Origin of the sequence: Pseudidiomarina taiwanensis, from assembly GCF_003987435.1 — a bacterium.
GTDB classification, from domain to species: Bacteria; Pseudomonadota; Gammaproteobacteria; order Enterobacterales; family Alteromonadaceae; genus Pseudidiomarina; species Pseudidiomarina taiwanensis.
The window spans coordinates 16,143-31,384 of record NZ_PIQG01000002.1; the positions used below are offsets into that span (position 1 = coordinate 16,143).

Here is a 15,242-nt window from a genome sequence, read left to right on the forward strand (position 1 = left end):
CTGTTGCGTATTATACGGTAATACGCTTGGAAAGCAACCGTGACGGCTGCAAAATTGGTGCCGAAGATGGGACTCGAACCCATACACCCGAAGGCACTACCCCCTCAAGATAGCGTGTCTACCAATTCCACCACTTCGGCATTTAAGAGGTTGATATTCCTAGCGAACTAGCCGCCGACCGGAACATCGCTGTTATTTGTTGCTGGAACTTCTTCCTCAAGCACTGGGACCGGCGCTTCGAGATTTTCGAAGTCGCTCTCTTGCTCACCGCTGCCGGACGCAAGATTACCAAGGATTAAGCTCAAAACAAAGAAAATAACCGCTAAAATTGCAGTGGTACGAGTTAAAAAGTTACCCGAACCGCTCGACCCAAACACAGTGTTCGATGCACCGGCACCAAAACTCGCGCCCATATCGGCACCTTTACCCTGTTGGATCATAATAAAGGCCACTAAAACGATCGCAACGATCAAGTAAGCCACTAATAAAAATTCTTGCATATCACTTGCTCCGGGTTGCTGCGGCTTTTGCAATCGCGATAAACGCGTCGACTTGCAAACTGGCACCGCCAATCAAACCACCATCTATATCCTGCTGCGCGAATAAAGCTTCGGCATTTTCAGGTTTTACACTCCCACCATAGAGGAGTGCAACGTTAGCGGCCTCAGCACCAAACTTCTGGACTAACCAAGACCGAATAAATTCATGCACTTGCTGTGCTTGCTCAGGACTGGCTGTTAACCCAGTACCAATCGCCCAAACCGGCTCATAGGCGATAATCAATCGCTCTAAGCAATCACCTGTTTGCCCCTGCAAGGCCGTCTCAAGCTGCTCGGTAATCACCGCAAAGGTTTGCTCGGCTTGCCGTTCTGCTTCGCTTTCACCAACACACAAGACCACGGTCAATTGTGAGTTCGCCAAGGTTGCTGCAACTTTCGCCGCAACTCGCGCCATACTATCGCCGTAAAACTGGCGCCGTTCGGAATGGCCGATTAGGGTGAATTCAGCACCAAAATTGCTAAGCAGCTCGGTACTATGTTCACCCGTGTGAGCTCCGCTTTGATGTTCGTTGACATCTTGCCCACCGATCATCAATTCAGTTTCGGCTGCTGCCTCGTTCAGGCTCGCCAGTAATACTGCCGGAGGACACACCCCTACTTGCACTTGATTGAGCTCATCCGCATGCTCCCGTAGCGCTTCAGTTAGCGCTTGGGCCAACTCGCGATTACCGTTCATTTTCCAGTTGCCTATAACGAACATAGTGCCTCGCTTGCGTCCCTCAATCTTGAGCGGCGTGATATTACATAACCTCGCCTCAAGATACAAGCAGGGAATGCATTGTTGTTGCTTATTCGGCTAAGAAATATACAGCCACCAAATTAATCTGCGGCAGCACGAACCTCAACCGCGATATCTTCGGCAAAGCGGTGAACCAACTTCGCGTCCTTACCTTCAACCATGACCCGAATCAATGGCTCAGTACCCGACTTACGTAACAGTACGCGGCCATTATTACCAAGCGCGCGCTCCACTTCAGCCTGGGCCGATGCGACATTCGCTGCGTCCAGTGGATTGCAATCGCCACTGTAGCGCACATTGACCAATGCTTGTGGGAATTTGTCAAAGCCTTTGAGCATTTCGTCCAGGGACTTCTGTTCGCGCAACATCGCCGCCAGAACTTGCAGGCCCGCGATAATGCCATCGCCGGTGGAGTGATACTGGCGGTTAATAATATGCCCTGAATTCTCCCCACCGATGCTCCAATCGCGTTTCACCAGCTCTTCCATAACGTAGCGATCGCCAACATTGGCTCGGATAAATGGAATTCGATGATCGTTAAAAAACTTCTCTAACGCGAAATTACTCATCAAGGTGCCAACGATGCCGCCTTGTAGTAAACCGTTTTGCTGGGCCGTGCGCGCCAACAAGTAAACGATATCATCGCCATCAATAATACGACCACTGGCACTTACCAGCATCACCCGATCACCATCCCCATCTAGAGCAAAGCCAAGGTCAGCACCGCAATCGATCACTTTTTGCTGTAATGCATCAAGATGGGTCGCACCGCATTTTTCGTTAATATTTGTCCCATCTGGACTGGTGCCAATTTCCCAAATATCGGCGCCCAATTCACGCAATACATCGGGGGCAATGTGGTAGGTCGCGCCATGCGCGCAGTCCACCACAATTTTTAATCCTTGCAGGGATAACTCACCGGGGAATACGCTCTTACAAAACTCGATGTAACGCCCTGGGGCATCATCAATTCGGCTGGCTCGCCCCATTTGCTCTGACGGCACACAAGCGATGGGTTCATCTAATAAACGTTCGATTTCGGCTTCAATAGCATCCGGCAATTTGCTGCCGCTATCCGAGAAGAACTTGATACCATTGTCGTAGTATGGGTTGTGCGAAGCACTAATAACAATGCCTGCCGCAGCGCGGAAGTTACGGGTTAAGTATGCAACTGCTGGGGTCGGCATCGGCCCCAAGAACTCGACGCTCACGCCAGCTGAGAGTAATCCTGCTTCAAGAGCTGATTCGAGCATATATCCTGAGATGCGGGTATCTTTGCCCATCAAAACACGGCGATTGCCTGCTTTCGATAAAACTGTTCCGGCAGCCCAGCCCAATTTCACGGCGAAATCTGGGGTGATCGGGAAGGTCCCGACGCGCCCACGCACTCCATCAGTGCCAAAATACTTACGTTGACTCAACCTTTCTCTCCTTGCAAAGTGGCTTCCACGACTTTAACCGCGTCAACCGTTTCCTTCACGTCATGAACTCGAATAATTTTTGCCCCATGCATCGCAGCGATAGTGGCCGCTGCAACACTGGCTGCTAACCGCTCGTCGACCTCGCGCCCCGTCACAGCACCTAACATAGATTTGCGTGATAATCCGGCCAGCACTGGGAAGCCAAGCTCAACAATCTGCGGTAGCTGTTTTAATAACTGGTAATTATGCCCGACCTGTTTCCCAAAACCAAAGCCTGGATCCAAAATAATCCGGTTACGGTCGATACCATACTCTGCACATGCAGTAACTCGCTCCTGCAAAAACTCCGCCACGTCAGTGACAACCTCGGTATAAACCGGATTGACCTGCATCGTGCGTGGTTCACCTTGCATATGCATCAAGCACAACAGCACATCCTCAGCGCCAGCGACCGCCTCTAACGCGCCTTCGGCCTGCAACGCTTTAACATCGTTGATCATGTTCGCGCCGGCTGCGATAGACGCCTGCATTACTTCAGGTTTATTGGTATCCACCGAGAGCTTCACGGGAAATTCAGCACGCAGCGCCTCAAGCACTGGAATCACCCGCTCAAGTTCTTCCGCTAAACTCACCGCCCGAGCACCCGGGCGGGTTGATTCTCCACCAATATCGATCCATTGCGCACCTGCTTCAATCATTTGCGCGGCATGTTTTAATGCTTGGTCTTTATGCTGGTAATGGCCACCATCAGAGAACGAATCTGGCGTGGTATTGAGAATACCCATCACTTCAATCATGCAGAAAACCTTCTGGTTTAATCTTAGCTACAATGAAAAAAGCCCCGTCGAAACGGGGCTTACAGCGATTTTTCTTTAATTCGCCGGCGCGTCGCCCGGTTTGCCCGACGGAACTGAATCGTCGGCACTTGCGCTGGCACTGCCGCCGTCAGAGTTCGAGTCTGGCTTGCGCCAATCACGCGGTTCACGAACTTCGCGACGATTCATCAAATCATCAATCTGATCCGCATCAATCGTCTCGTACTTCATCAGCGCATCTTTCATGGTGTGAAGAATATCGACGTTTTCTTCGAGTATACGCTTGGCGCGCTCGTAGTTGCGATCGATTAATAGTTTGACCTCTTGGTCGATCGCCCGCACCGTCTCATCAGACATATGCTTGTGCTGTGTTACTGAGCGCCCAAGGAATACTTCGCCTTCGTCTTCAGCATACAGCAGCGGCCCCATCTTCTCTGATAAGCCCCATTGGGTGACCATCTTACGAGCAATCTGAGTTGCGCGCTCAATATCATTTGACGCACCCGTGGTGACCTTGTCATCACCATAGATGATTTGCTCAGCCAAACGACCACCGTATAGGCTTGAAATCATACTCTCGAGGTGCTGCTTCGAATGGCTGACGCGATCCTGCTCAGGCAAGTACATGGTCACCCCAAGCGCGCGTCCACGCGGAATAATCGAGACCTTATACACAGGGTCGTGCTCTGGCACCATACGCCCAACAATCGCATGCCCTGCTTCGTGATAAGCCGTCATTTCTTTTTCTTCGTTGGTCATCACCATCGAGCGCCGCTCAGCACCCATCATGATTTTATCTTTGGCCAACTCGAATTCTTCCATGCCGACGGTGCGACTATTACGACGCGCCGCAAACAAGGCGGCTTCGTTCACCAAATTGGCAAGGTCAGCACCAGAGAATCCCGGCGTCCCACGTGCAATCACTGATGGCTCAACATCGCTACCCAGTGGTACTTTGCGCATGTGGACTTTCAAAATCTGTTCACGGCCGCGCACATCTGGCAAGCCCACGACCACTTGACGGTCGAATCGACCTGGGCGCAACAGCGCTGGGTCAAGAACATCAGGACGGTTGGTCGCAGCAATCACAATGATGCCCTCGTGACCTTCAAAACCATCCATTTCAACGAGCATCTGGTTTAAGGTTTGCTCACGCTCGTCGTGACCACCGCCTAGACCTGCGCCACGTTGACGTCCAACCGCATCGATTTCGTCGATAAAAATAATACACGGCGCTGACTTTTTCGCTTGTTCAAACATGTCGCGCACGCGTGATGCACCGACACCGACAAACATTTCAACAAAGTCAGAACCTGAAATAGAGAAAAACGGAACGCGAGCTTCACCGGCAATCGCCTTGGCTAATAGGGTTTTACCGGTACCCGGTGGTCCCACCATCAATACCCCAGTCGGGATGCGTCCACCGAGACGCTGGAAGCGCGATGGATCTTTAAGGTACTCAACTAACTCGCCAACTTCTTCTTTGGCTTCGTCACAACCAGCGACATCGGCAAACGTGGTTTTGATTTGGTCTTCACCCATCAACCGCGCTTTGCTTTTGCCAAAGGTCATTGCACCGCGACCGCCACCGCCTTGCATTTGGCGCATGAAGAAAATCCACACACCAATCAAGAGCAGCATCGGGAACCAGCTAATCAGAATTTGGGTCAGTAAGCTTGGCTCTTCTTCCGGCGTACCGAACACATCGGCGTTATTGGCAATCAGATCATCAAGCAATTTCGGATCATATGAAACCGGCATGATGGTCTTGATTGATTCGCCCGTACGGGTTTGCGCGGTAATATTGCGCCCGTCGATTTTCGCCTCGCGAATTCCGCCATTGTTAATCTGCTGCACGAACTCGGTATACGAAACCTGATTCGCCGCCGTGGTACCGGGGTTAAAGCTGTTGAATACCGTCATCAGGACCACAGCTATGACTAACCATAAAATTAGATTTTTTGCCATATCGCTCAAAGCTGACTACCTCTGTTAAATTTCGCCCTACAGATTACTACAGTTTGTATCCTGTCGCCACCAAGTACACCTCGCGTGATCGTGCGCGAGACGAATCGGGTTTGCGACTTTTCACCGTGGTAAATGCTGCGCGAACATCCTTTAAAAACTCTTCGAATCCTTGCCCGTGGAATACTTTGACCACAAAGCTTCCCCCGGGCTTTAAAACTTGATGGCACATATCCAGTGCAAGCTCGACCAAATACATCGAGCGCGGTTGGTCGACATTGTCGTTACCGCTCATGTTCGGTGCCATATCTGACAATACTACATCTACGTTTTTGCCGCCGATTCGGCTCAATAATGCATTTAATACCGCCTCTTCACGGAAGTCACCCTCCAAGAAGTCGACTCCGGCAATCGGGTCCATAGGCAATATGTCGCAGCCAATCACCTCACACTGCCCTTGCAGTGTGTCCACCACGTATTGCGACCAGCCTCCCGGTGCAGCCCCGAGATCGACCACCGTTTGGCCCGGTTTTAAAATACGGTCCTTTGCTTGAATTTCTTCCAGCTTAAAGACCGCCCGCGAGCGCAGACCTTTCTTCTGCGCTTTTTGCACATAGTGATCATTAAAGTGTTCTTGTAGCCAACGAGTACTGCTCGCCGAACGTTTTTTAGCCATGATGAACCTGCATTACTAGCGTCTGTTACCTAGATGGCGGTACAATAGACGAAATTCAAGTATTAGGATGAGAATATTACATGGCAACGGCCGCAACTTTAAGCAATAAACAAAAACAGTTTCTAAAAGCGCAAGCGCATTCACTCAAACCTGTCGTGCTATTAGGCGCAAACGGTCTGACCGAAGGCGTATTAGCGGAGATAGAGCTCGCCCTTGAGCATCACGAGTTAATTAAGGTGAAAGTTCCTGAACCAGAACGCGACTTACGCGCCCAGATCATTGCGACCATCATCGCTCACACGGGTGCGGCTCAAGTTCAAGTCGTGGGTAAAATTGTTGTGCTTTACAAAGCAAGTGAAGCGCAGAAAATTAAACTTCCGCGCGGCTAGATCAGCCCTATAAACGCTAAGATTGCGCCTGTGCTGAAGCCAGCGCACGCGCAACTTGGCGTAACACCAGCGAAACCGGTATCACATCGTGTTGATGCAGTAGCAAGGTTTCAACCAGTAAAGCTTTATTCTGTTCGGTCGCAGCAAGGTTAAACTCATTGAATAGCGGCTGCACCCGCTCTAATGCCTGCAAAGTCTCGGCAACTTTATCGGCATGACCATAACCACGTTGGCTATCTTGTAATTGCTGGTATTCACTCAAGCTCGGATAAGTCAAAGGCTGATATGGCAGTAAGAACCAATCGACTGACACACTGCGATTGAGCAGGCCGAGCACCAAAGTGTCATAGCTAATACTGGCCCGACGGCGCCAATTGGCGAGGGTATTATCTTTCCAACCAAACCACCTGGCCACCGCGCTATCACTTTGACAACCTGATAAATAACGAAGCTTTTCAATGCATTCGTCTACACTCATCAGCTCTTGCTTGCTTTTAAAAGATCGCTGTGGTCTATTTTCAGTGGTGTCGTTTGGCATTATTATTGTACTCTTTGTGTCGTTTGACACAGTTTTGCGTTCATGTGAGTTCATTTTTGAATGTATTTGTGAACTCGCTTGTGAATTCACTATCGTACCTAGCAATATACCTAATGGACAATCAAAAAATCAAAAAGGAATTAGCGAAAAAAGGGTTTGATTACTCGATGATCGCCCAGGTGCTCGGGAAAAGCCCCTCGCTTGTTTCCAAGGTTGCGAATCGTAAAGCTCGCTCTAAGGCAGTGGCAGAGGCGCTTGCCAAGGCGCTGGGGTGTTCGCTTGATGAAGTGTTCCCTGACGTCGAAAGCTATCATCAGCAAGGCTCGAGTAGCCAGACCAAGAAACAAAAACAGCGCGAATTGGTCGCGCTGTTAAAAGGTCAAGCAAAAGACGATTAAGCTAGACGTATTCGACGTTCACGACTTCGTATTCAACCACGCCACCTGGTGTTGTAACACTTACCGCGTCGTCAACTTCTTTACCGATAAGTGCACGTGCAATCGGTGAATTTACGCTAATGAGGTTTTGCTTAATGTTCGCCTCATCGTCACCGACGATGCGATAGCTGACCTCTTTATCATCACCAACATTGTACAGGGTCACCGTCGCACCAAAAATCACCTTGCCCTGATTCGGAACTTTAGTGACATCGATGATCTGCGCATTTGCAAGTTTGGCTTCAATTTCTTGAATCCGTCCTTCGCAGAACCCCTGCTGCTCGCGAGCGGCATGATACTCTGCGTTTTCCTTAAGATCACCGTGTTCGCGCGCCTCGGCAATCGCCTGAATGATACGTGGCCGATCTTCCGTTTTAAGTTGTTTGAGTTCCGCACGGAGCAATTCTGCACCCCGTGTAGTCATCGGTATTTTGGTCATGACTTGGCAATCCTTTTATGCAAATCTTGCAATGAATTTACCCGCGCACGGTCATCTGCCGCATAAGCACGGACGGTCGCAAAGGCTGCATTTAAAGTGGTGGTATAAATCACTTTATTCAAGAGTGCTTCGCGACGAATGTAGACTGAGTCCTCAATCGCCTGGCGCCCTTCAACCGTGTTAATAATATAACTGTACTCGCCATTCTTAACCGCATCAACGATATTCGGGCGGCCTTCTTGCAATTTATTCACCACCGAACAGGTGAGTCCCGCATCATTCAGCATTTTTGCAGTACCACCCGTCGCTTCAAGCCGGAAGCCCAAGTCGGCCATGGCTTTGGCGAGCTCAAGTAAGCGTGGTTTATCCGCATCACGCACAGATAACAAGGCTTTGCCTGCTTTCGCAAGGGCTTCACCAGCGCCAAGATTTGCTTTCGCGTAGGCCTCTTCAAAACTGTCGCCGACGCCCATCACTTCGCCTGTTGAGCGCATTTCTGGACCTCGAATCGGATCCACGCCTTGGAATTTAGCAAATGGAATCACCACCTCTTTCACTGAGTAATAAGGTGGGATGACTTCTTCAGTAAAGCCTTGCTCACGCAAGCTCTGCCCCACCATCACTCGGGCGGCAATTTTAGCAAGCTGTAAACCCGTTGCCTTCGATACAAACGGCACCGTTCGCGCAGCACGAGGGTTGACTTCGATCAGATAGATTTCATCTTCCTGAATCGCGAACTGAGCATTCATCAAGCCATTTACATTCAGCTCGAAAGCAAGTTTATGCATTTGCTCACGCAAGCGCTGTTGCACTGATTCGCTCAATGAATACGGCGGTAACGAACAGGCCGAATCACCTGAGTGGACCCCAGCTTGCTCAATGTGCTGCATGATCCCACCAATTAGCACCGTCTCACCATCACAGATGGCATCGACATCGACCTCGATGGCATTATCTAAGAAATGGTCAAGCAGCACGGGCGCTGAATTCGAAACCTTGACTGCGTCAGTTAAGTAGCGACGTAAGTCCGCTTCGTCGTAAACAATTTCCATGGCTCGACCACCAAGTACATACGATGGCCGCACCACGAGCGGGTAACCAATTCGCTCAGCTTCACGCAGAGCATCTTCAACTTGCGTTACCGTGGCGTTCTCAGGTTGCTTCAAGCCGAGGCGATTTACGGCCGCTTGGAAGCGCTCACGGTCCTCAGAACGGTCAATCGCATCCGGCGACGTACCGATAATCGGCACGCCATTTGCTTCCAGCTCACGCGCGAGTTTCAGTGGGGTTTGCCCACCGTACTGAACGATGACTCCGGTCGGCTGCTCGACACGGACGATCTCGAGCACATCTTCAAGCGTAATCGGCTCGAAATATAAGCGATCTGACGTATCGTAATCTGTTGAGACGGTTTCAGGGTTACAGTTCACCATAATCGTCTCATAACCATCATCGCGCAATGCAAGTGCAGCATGCACACAGCAGTAGTCAAACTCAATCCCTTGCCCGATGCGATTTGGACCACCGCCAATCACCATGATTTTTTTGCGATCCGAAGGGGCCGCTTCGCACTCTTCGTCGTAGCAAGAATACATGTAGGCCGTATCTGATTTGAACTCCGCCGCACAGGTATCAACCCGCTTGTACACAGGAACAATGTTAAATTCGTGGCGACGGCGACGAACTTCAGCTTCCGCAACATCAAGTAAGTCAGCAATGCGTTTATCCGCAAAACCTTTACGCTTCAGAATACGCAGCACGTCTGCCGTCAAACCGGCCATGCCGAGTTTGATGATTTCAGCCTCAAGTAACACGATTTCTTCGATTTGAATTAAGTACCACTCATCGATACGCGTTAACTCAAATACCTCGTGCACTGTCATGCCCAAGCGGAACGCATCAGCAATGTAGAAAATTCGCTCAGCACCGGGTTCTTTTAACTCACGAATCACTTGCGCCCGCGCCATCGGGTCATTGACGTCGACCATTGGGTCGAATCCAGCAACCCCAATTTCTAGTCCTCGTAAGGCCTTTTGCAATGATTCTTGCTGGTTGCGACCAATCGCCATAACCTCACCCACTGACTTCATTTGGGTGGTTAAGCGGTCGTTACAACCGGCGAATTTTTCAAAGTTAAAACGTGGGATTTTGGTCACAACATAGTCAAGCGCAGGCTCGAATGAAGCCGGAGTCACCCCGCCGGTGATTTCATTTTCGAGTTCGTCGAGGGTATACCCTACAGCCAATTTAGCGGCGACTTTCGCAATTGGGAATCCGGTCGCTTTTGATGCGAGCGCTGACGAGCGAGAAACCCGCGGGTTCATCTCGATAATGACCATGCGTCCAGTTTTTGGATCGATCCCGAACTGTACGTTCGATCCACCCGTCTCAACGCCAATTTCACGCAACACAGCCATGGCTGCATCACGCATCAATTGATACTCTTTGTCTGTCAGTGTTTGCGCCGGCGCAACGGTAATCGAATCACCGGTATGAATCCCCATAGGATCAAAGTTTTCAATCGCACAAACAATAATACAGTTGTCCTTTTTATCGCGGACAACTTCCATTTCGTATTCTTTCCAACCAATTAAGCTTTCATCGATCAGCAACTCATTGGTCGGCGATAAATCGAGACCGCGACGACAAATCTCTTCGAATTCTTCGCGGTTGTAAGCGATCCCACCACCGCTTCCCCCCATGGTGAAGCTCGGTCGAATAATACAAGGGAAGCCAATCCGCTCGAGGATATCGAAGGCTTCATCCATGCTGTGGGCAACTTCTGCATTGGGCGTTTCTAAACCAATCGCTTTCATTGCTTTATCGAAACGATCGCGGTCTTCTGCTTTATCAATTGCATCAGCGTTCGCGCCAATCATTTCAACATTGTATTTTTCTAAAACCCCGTGCTTATCCAGCTCCAGCGCACAGTTAAGCGCAGTCTGACCGCCCATGGTCGGCAACACCGCATCAGGACGTTCAACTTCGATGATTTTAGCCACCACTTCCCAATGAATCGGCTCGATATAGGTCACATCAGCCATTTCTGGATCGGTCATAATGGTCGCTGGATTCGAGTTGACCAAAATCACGCGATAGCCTTCTTCACGCAGTGCTTTACATGCCTGCGCGCCAGAGTAGTCAAACTCACATGCTTGGCCGATCACAATCGGGCCAGCGCCGAGAATTAGAATGCTTTGAATATCGGTACGTTTTGGCATGATTTACTGACTCATTAGCTTGATGAAGTGATCGAATAACGGTGCGGCATCGTTTGGCCCCGGGCTCGCTTCAGGGTGACCTTGGAAACTAAACGCAGCAACATCAGTGCGCTCAATACCTTGCAAGCTACCATCGAATAACGATTTATGGGTGACTTCAAGGTGCGCTGGAAGACTCTCTTCGTCGACCGCAAAACCATGGTTTTGGCTGGTAATCATCACCTGTCCGGAGCGCAAATCTTGGACTGGGTGGTTGGCACCATGATGACCAAACTTCATTTTCACCGTCTTGGCACCGCTCGCAAGCGCGAGCAACTGATGGCCAAGACAGATTCCGAAAATCGGTACCCCGGCAGCGATAATGTCTTGGATTGCTTGAATTGCATAGTCGCACGGCTCTGGGTCACCTGGCCCATTGGATAAAAACACGCCATCTGGGTTCAGCGCGAGCACGTCTGCTGCTGGCGTCTGGGCCGGAACCAAAGTGATTTTGCAACCGCGATCAACCAGCATCCGCAAGATATTGCGCTTGCAACCGTAATCGTAGGCGACAACATGAAACTTCTCATCTTCAAGTTGCTGATAGCCTTGGCCAAGAGTCCAGCTTGAAGTGGTCCACTCCAGAGGCGTTTTAATCGTCACCTCTTTGGCTAAATCCATCCCTTTCAGACCTGGGAATCCACGCGCTTGTTCAAGAGCTTGTTCAACATCGATATCGCCAGCCATGATACAGGCATTCTGCGCCCCTTTTTCACGCAAAATACGCGTTAACTTGCGGGTATCAATATCGGCAATGGCGATTACATTACGCTGCCGCAGATAGTCACTGAGTGATTGCTCGCTGCGGAAGTTGCTTGCCTTTAATGACATTTCGCGAATGACTAAGCCGCGGGCCCAGACTCGATTCGATTCTTCGTCTTCGTGGGTGGTGCCGTAATTGCCAATATGGGGATAAGTGAGGGTAACGATTTGTTCTGCGTAGGAAGGGTCGGTGAGAATTTCTTGGTAACCTGTCATGGCGGTATTAAAAACAATTTCGCCAACGGTCGTTCCACCTGCACCGACCGCGGTGCCATAAAATACTGTACCATCGGCAAGAGCTAAGATAGCTTTGCTTGCTGAATGGCTCGCTAGGATACTCAAGGTCAACCTCCATACACAAAAAAACGGGTACATCATAAACTGACTTCCCCGTTGATTACCTTGCACCAGCTTGTGAGCAACCGTAATACGATGCCTCTGGCGTGCGCGTTTTCAGCTTGCCAAAAAGGTTCTGGCAAATTGGCGCTATGGTACTAAAAGTTGCCGTTTTCGTCTACCAAATTTTGCCTTATTAGCGCAACATATCGGCCATGTGATAAAAGCCCTGAGCCTGTTCACTTAACCATTTGGCAGCGCGCACTGCGCCACGGGCAAAAACCGCTCGCTCAGAGACTTTATGGGTAAACTCAAGGCGTTCACCTGGCAAGTTAAATAGTACCGTGTGTTCACCGATAATATCGCCAGCTCGAACCACCGCATACTCTATCTCAGTTTTTTCACCACGCCCCTGCTCGACCGCTGCTGCGAGCCGCTTAGCGGTCCCTGATGGCGCATCGCGCTTATGCTTATGATGGAGATCGATAATATCAACGTCAGCCTCGCTCAACAGGCGGCTAGCTTGTTGGACTAAATCGGCAAGCAAAGCGATTCCAATACTGGTATTTTCTGCGTACAACACCGGTAGCTGCTGACCCAATTCAACCAGCCCTTGGCGTTGCTGCTCAGTAAGCCCCGTCGTGCACACCAGCAGTGGGCAATGCAGCCGTTTGGCCAGGGCCATATTGTCGGCCAAGGCCTGCGGTAATGAAAAATCAACTAACACGTCAAGCTCAGTTACCACCGTCGCATGTGCGCGCGCAATCGGGACGCCTGTGTGTTCGGTTTCGTTCGCCAATACCTGCAACACCGCTTGTCCCATTCGCCCCGTCGCACCAATTACTCCAATTTTCACAGCTTCAACCTCTATTAGCCGGGTTTACGGCAGTTAGGCGCACCATTTTGCTGGAGCGCACGTTGATAACTTGGCATGACGGTTTGGGCATAATTAGCAAGGGTTTGAATACGCGTGCTTGGTGAGGGGTGCGTTGACAAGAACTCTGGCACTTGCGCCCCGCCTTGCGCGCTCATATTACGCCACAGATTGGCTGCCTCTCGCGGGTCATATCCGGCCGCAGCTAGGTAGTCGACCCCAAGCTGGTCGGCTTCAGACTCGTGCGTACGCGAATAAGGTAATAACACCCCTAATTGCACCCCGACTCCTAACACGGCCATGACTGTCCCAGCAGTTTTCTCATCATACTCAGATGCCAGCACTGCGCCGCCAAGTTGCATGCCGATTCCCGCAGCCATTTGTGTCGACATCCGTTCATTACCATGTTGCGCAATCACGTGGGCAATCTCATGGCCAATGACCGCAGCAAGTTGCGCGGGGTTTTCAGTGACTTTTAACAGCCCAGTGTAAACACCGATGTTCTCACCGGGTAAAGCGAAAGCATTGACCGCTGGGTTGTCAAATACCACAACGTCCCAGCTTTTGCTCTCATAGGGGGCGGGTAACACTGCGATTAAATCATCTGCGACACAGCGAACGTATTGATTCAGTGCCCGATCGGTACTGATTTTTTCTTGCTGCTTGAGGTCGGCAAAGCTGCTATCACCAAGCCGACTCATGTCGCTATCAGAATACATCATGAACTGGTTACGCCCAGTTGGCGACTGCGTACAAGACATTGCCAGTAGCGCAAATAGCGCCGTAACGAGCGTTTTTAACCAGTCCATTTTGTGCTCCTTAAGCGTTAATTCCCCCGCAAATCATCAAAGAATTTCTTCACGCCATCAAAGAACCCTTGCTCTTTCGGCCGATATTTTGCCGCTTCTGCACCAGTTCCCATTGATTCTTGCAACTGCTGAAGTAACTCTTTCTGTTGCTCCGATAAATTTACTGGGGTTTCAATCACAACCTTACAAATTAAGTCACCAACGGTCCCGCTACGCACTGAGCGCACCCCTTTACCGCGCATCCGGAACAACTTACCCGTTTGCGTTTCAGCCGGAATCTTCAGCTTCAATTTACCATCAAGGGTCGGTACCTCAATTTCGCCACCTAATGCTGCAGTGGTAAAACTGAGTGGCACTTCACAGTATAGGTTATTGCCATCACGTTGGAAAATGGCGTGCTCGCGAACATGCACTTGCACATACAAGTCACCCGCTGGAGCACCCATTTCGCCCGCTTCACCTTCGCCACTTAAGCGAATTCGGTCGCCGGTATCAACGCCCGCAGGAATTTTAACTGAGAGGGTTTTGGTTTTCTCAACACGGCCTTCACCATGACACGTACGGCATGGGTTTTTAATGACTTTGCCACGACCTCGACAATGCGGGCAAGGCTGTTGTACCGCAAAGAAGCCCTGACGCATTTGAATATGCCCAGAACCATGACAATGCGAACACGTCTCCGCGCTACTTCCTTCAGCCGCGCCTGAGCCGTCACAATCGTCACAGGTACTTAATTTCGGAATTTTTAACTCAACTTCTTTACCGCGTACGGCCTCTTCTAACGAGAGTTCAAGGTTATAACGTAAATCTGCGCCGCGTTGAGCTTGTGCGCGACCGCCGCGACGCCCGCCGCCACCAAAGATATCGCCAAACACATCGCCGAAAATATCAGAAAAGTCCGCCGCACCGGCACCACCACCGAAGCCGCCTTGACCCTGCTCAAACGCCGCATGACCATACTGGTCGTAGGCAGCGCGCTTTTGCGGATCCATCAGCACTTCATAGGCGAGCTTGACCTCTTTAAACTTGTTTTCGAGTTCTTTGTCACCCTTGGTGCGATCGGGGTGATACTTCATTGCCAGACGTTTATACGCCTTTTTAATCGCACGCTCATCGGCGTCGCGACTCACCCCTAATACTTCATAAAAATCTGCTTTTGCCATAATCTCGCTTCGTCTCTCTGATACGAACACACGGAGGCCACCTTATGGCAACCCCCGTG

Annotated in this window: 15 protein-coding genes and 1 tRNA gene; 2 read left to right on the top strand and 14 right to left on the bottom strand. The window is 50.5% G+C overall.

Features of this window, described 5'->3' with window-relative positions; all coding sequences use genetic code 11:
* Positions 1-55 precede the first annotated feature (55 nt).
* The 7 genes from CWI83_RS04035 to rlmE all read right to left on the bottom strand — a co-directional run bounded on the left by CWI83_RS04035 (position 56) and on the right by rlmE (position 6,176).
* Positions 56-140 (bottom strand) — tRNA-Leu (locus tag CWI83_RS04035).
* Between the two features lie 27 nt (positions 141-167).
* Positions 168-500, bottom strand: a complete 333-nt coding sequence (secG, locus tag CWI83_RS04040; RefSeq protein WP_126826112.1) for a preprotein translocase subunit SecG — start codon at positions 498-500, stop codon at positions 168-170.
* Position 501: 1 nt separating this feature from the next.
* On the bottom strand, positions 502-1,260 hold the full coding sequence (gene tpiA, locus CWI83_RS04045; RefSeq protein WP_126826115.1) for a triose-phosphate isomerase: 759 nt from the start codon (positions 1,258-1,260) through the stop codon (positions 502-504).
* 119 nt (positions 1,261-1,379) lie between these two features.
* Positions 1,380-2,720 (bottom strand): phosphoglucosamine mutase, encoded by a 1,341-nt coding sequence (glmM, locus tag CWI83_RS04050; protein ID WP_126826117.1) that lies wholly within the window; start codon positions 2,718-2,720, stop codon positions 1,380-1,382.
* Positions 2,717-3,517 carry a dihydropteroate synthase gene (gene folP, locus CWI83_RS04055; RefSeq protein ID WP_157980360.1) on the bottom strand — a complete coding sequence of 267 codons (801 nt, stop codon included), beginning with the start codon at positions 3,515-3,517 and terminating at the stop codon, positions 2,717-2,719. Before folP ends, glmM begins: the two co-directional genes overlap by 4 nt.
* Positions 3,518-3,592: 75 nt before the next feature.
* On the bottom strand, positions 3,593-5,512 hold the full coding sequence (gene ftsH, locus CWI83_RS04060; RefSeq protein WP_275540761.1) for an ATP-dependent zinc metalloprotease FtsH: 1,920 nt from the start codon (positions 5,510-5,512) through the stop codon (positions 3,593-3,595).
* 37 nt (positions 5,513-5,549) lie between these two features.
* Positions 5,550-6,176 (bottom strand): 23S rRNA (uridine(2552)-2'-O)-methyltransferase RlmE, encoded by a 627-nt coding sequence (rlmE, locus tag CWI83_RS04065; protein WP_126826123.1) that lies wholly within the window; start codon positions 6,174-6,176, stop codon positions 5,550-5,552.
* A gap of 80 nt (positions 6,177-6,256) precedes the next feature.
* Between rlmE and yhbY the strand changes: the two genes are divergently transcribed.
* Positions 6,257-6,565, top strand: coding sequence for a ribosome assembly RNA-binding protein YhbY (yhbY, locus tag CWI83_RS04070; protein ID WP_126826126.1), 309 nt, complete (start codon positions 6,257-6,259; stop codon positions 6,563-6,565).
* A gap of 16 nt (positions 6,566-6,581) precedes the next feature.
* Here the strand turns inward: yhbY and CWI83_RS04075 are convergent, their stop codons facing one another.
* Positions 6,582-7,043 (bottom strand): helix-turn-helix domain-containing protein, encoded by a 462-nt coding sequence (locus CWI83_RS04075; RefSeq protein ID WP_126826129.1) that lies wholly within the window; start codon positions 7,041-7,043, stop codon positions 6,582-6,584.
* Positions 7,044-7,216: 173 nt separating this feature from the next.
* Here CWI83_RS04075 and CWI83_RS04080 point away from each other — a divergent pair, with 173 nt between their 5' ends.
* Positions 7,217-7,501: a helix-turn-helix domain-containing protein gene (locus CWI83_RS04080; RefSeq protein ID WP_126826131.1), complete on the top strand. Its 285-nt coding sequence runs from the start codon at positions 7,217-7,219 to the stop codon at positions 7,499-7,501.
* A gap of 1 nt (position 7,502) precedes the next feature.
* Here the strand turns inward: CWI83_RS04080 and greA are convergent, their stop codons facing one another.
* The 6 genes from greA to dnaJ all read right to left on the bottom strand — a co-directional run bounded on the left by greA (position 7,503) and on the right by dnaJ (position 15,183).
* Positions 7,503-7,979 carry a transcription elongation factor GreA gene (greA, locus tag CWI83_RS04085; RefSeq protein WP_126826134.1) on the bottom strand — a complete coding sequence of 159 codons (477 nt, stop codon included), beginning with the start codon at positions 7,977-7,979 and terminating at the stop codon, positions 7,503-7,505.
* Positions 7,976-11,200 (bottom strand): carbamoyl-phosphate synthase large subunit, encoded by a 3,225-nt coding sequence (gene carB, locus CWI83_RS04090; RefSeq protein ID WP_126826137.1) that lies wholly within the window; start codon positions 11,198-11,200, stop codon positions 7,976-7,978. Before carB ends, greA begins: the two co-directional genes overlap by 4 nt.
* Positions 11,201-11,203: 3 nt before the next feature.
* Positions 11,204-12,343 carry a glutamine-hydrolyzing carbamoyl-phosphate synthase small subunit gene (carA, locus tag CWI83_RS04095; protein WP_241969866.1) on the bottom strand — a complete coding sequence of 380 codons (1,140 nt, stop codon included), beginning with the start codon at positions 12,341-12,343 and terminating at the stop codon, positions 11,204-11,206.
* 190 nt (positions 12,344-12,533) lie between these two features.
* Entirely contained in the window at positions 12,534-13,193 is a 660-nt protein-coding gene (dapB, locus tag CWI83_RS04100) for a 4-hydroxy-tetrahydrodipicolinate reductase (RefSeq protein WP_241969867.1), read from the bottom strand.
* A 14-nt stretch (positions 13,194-13,207) separates the two neighbouring features.
* Positions 13,208-14,020: a M48 family metallopeptidase gene (locus CWI83_RS04105; RefSeq protein WP_126826140.1), complete on the bottom strand. Its 813-nt coding sequence runs from the start codon at positions 14,018-14,020 to the stop codon at positions 13,208-13,210.
* Between the two features lie 17 nt (positions 14,021-14,037).
* A complete protein-coding gene (dnaJ, locus tag CWI83_RS04110; protein ID WP_126826143.1) occupies positions 14,038-15,183 on the bottom strand; it encodes a molecular chaperone DnaJ in 1,146 nt (381 codons plus the stop codon).
* Between the last annotated feature and the right edge of the window lie 59 nt (positions 15,184-15,242).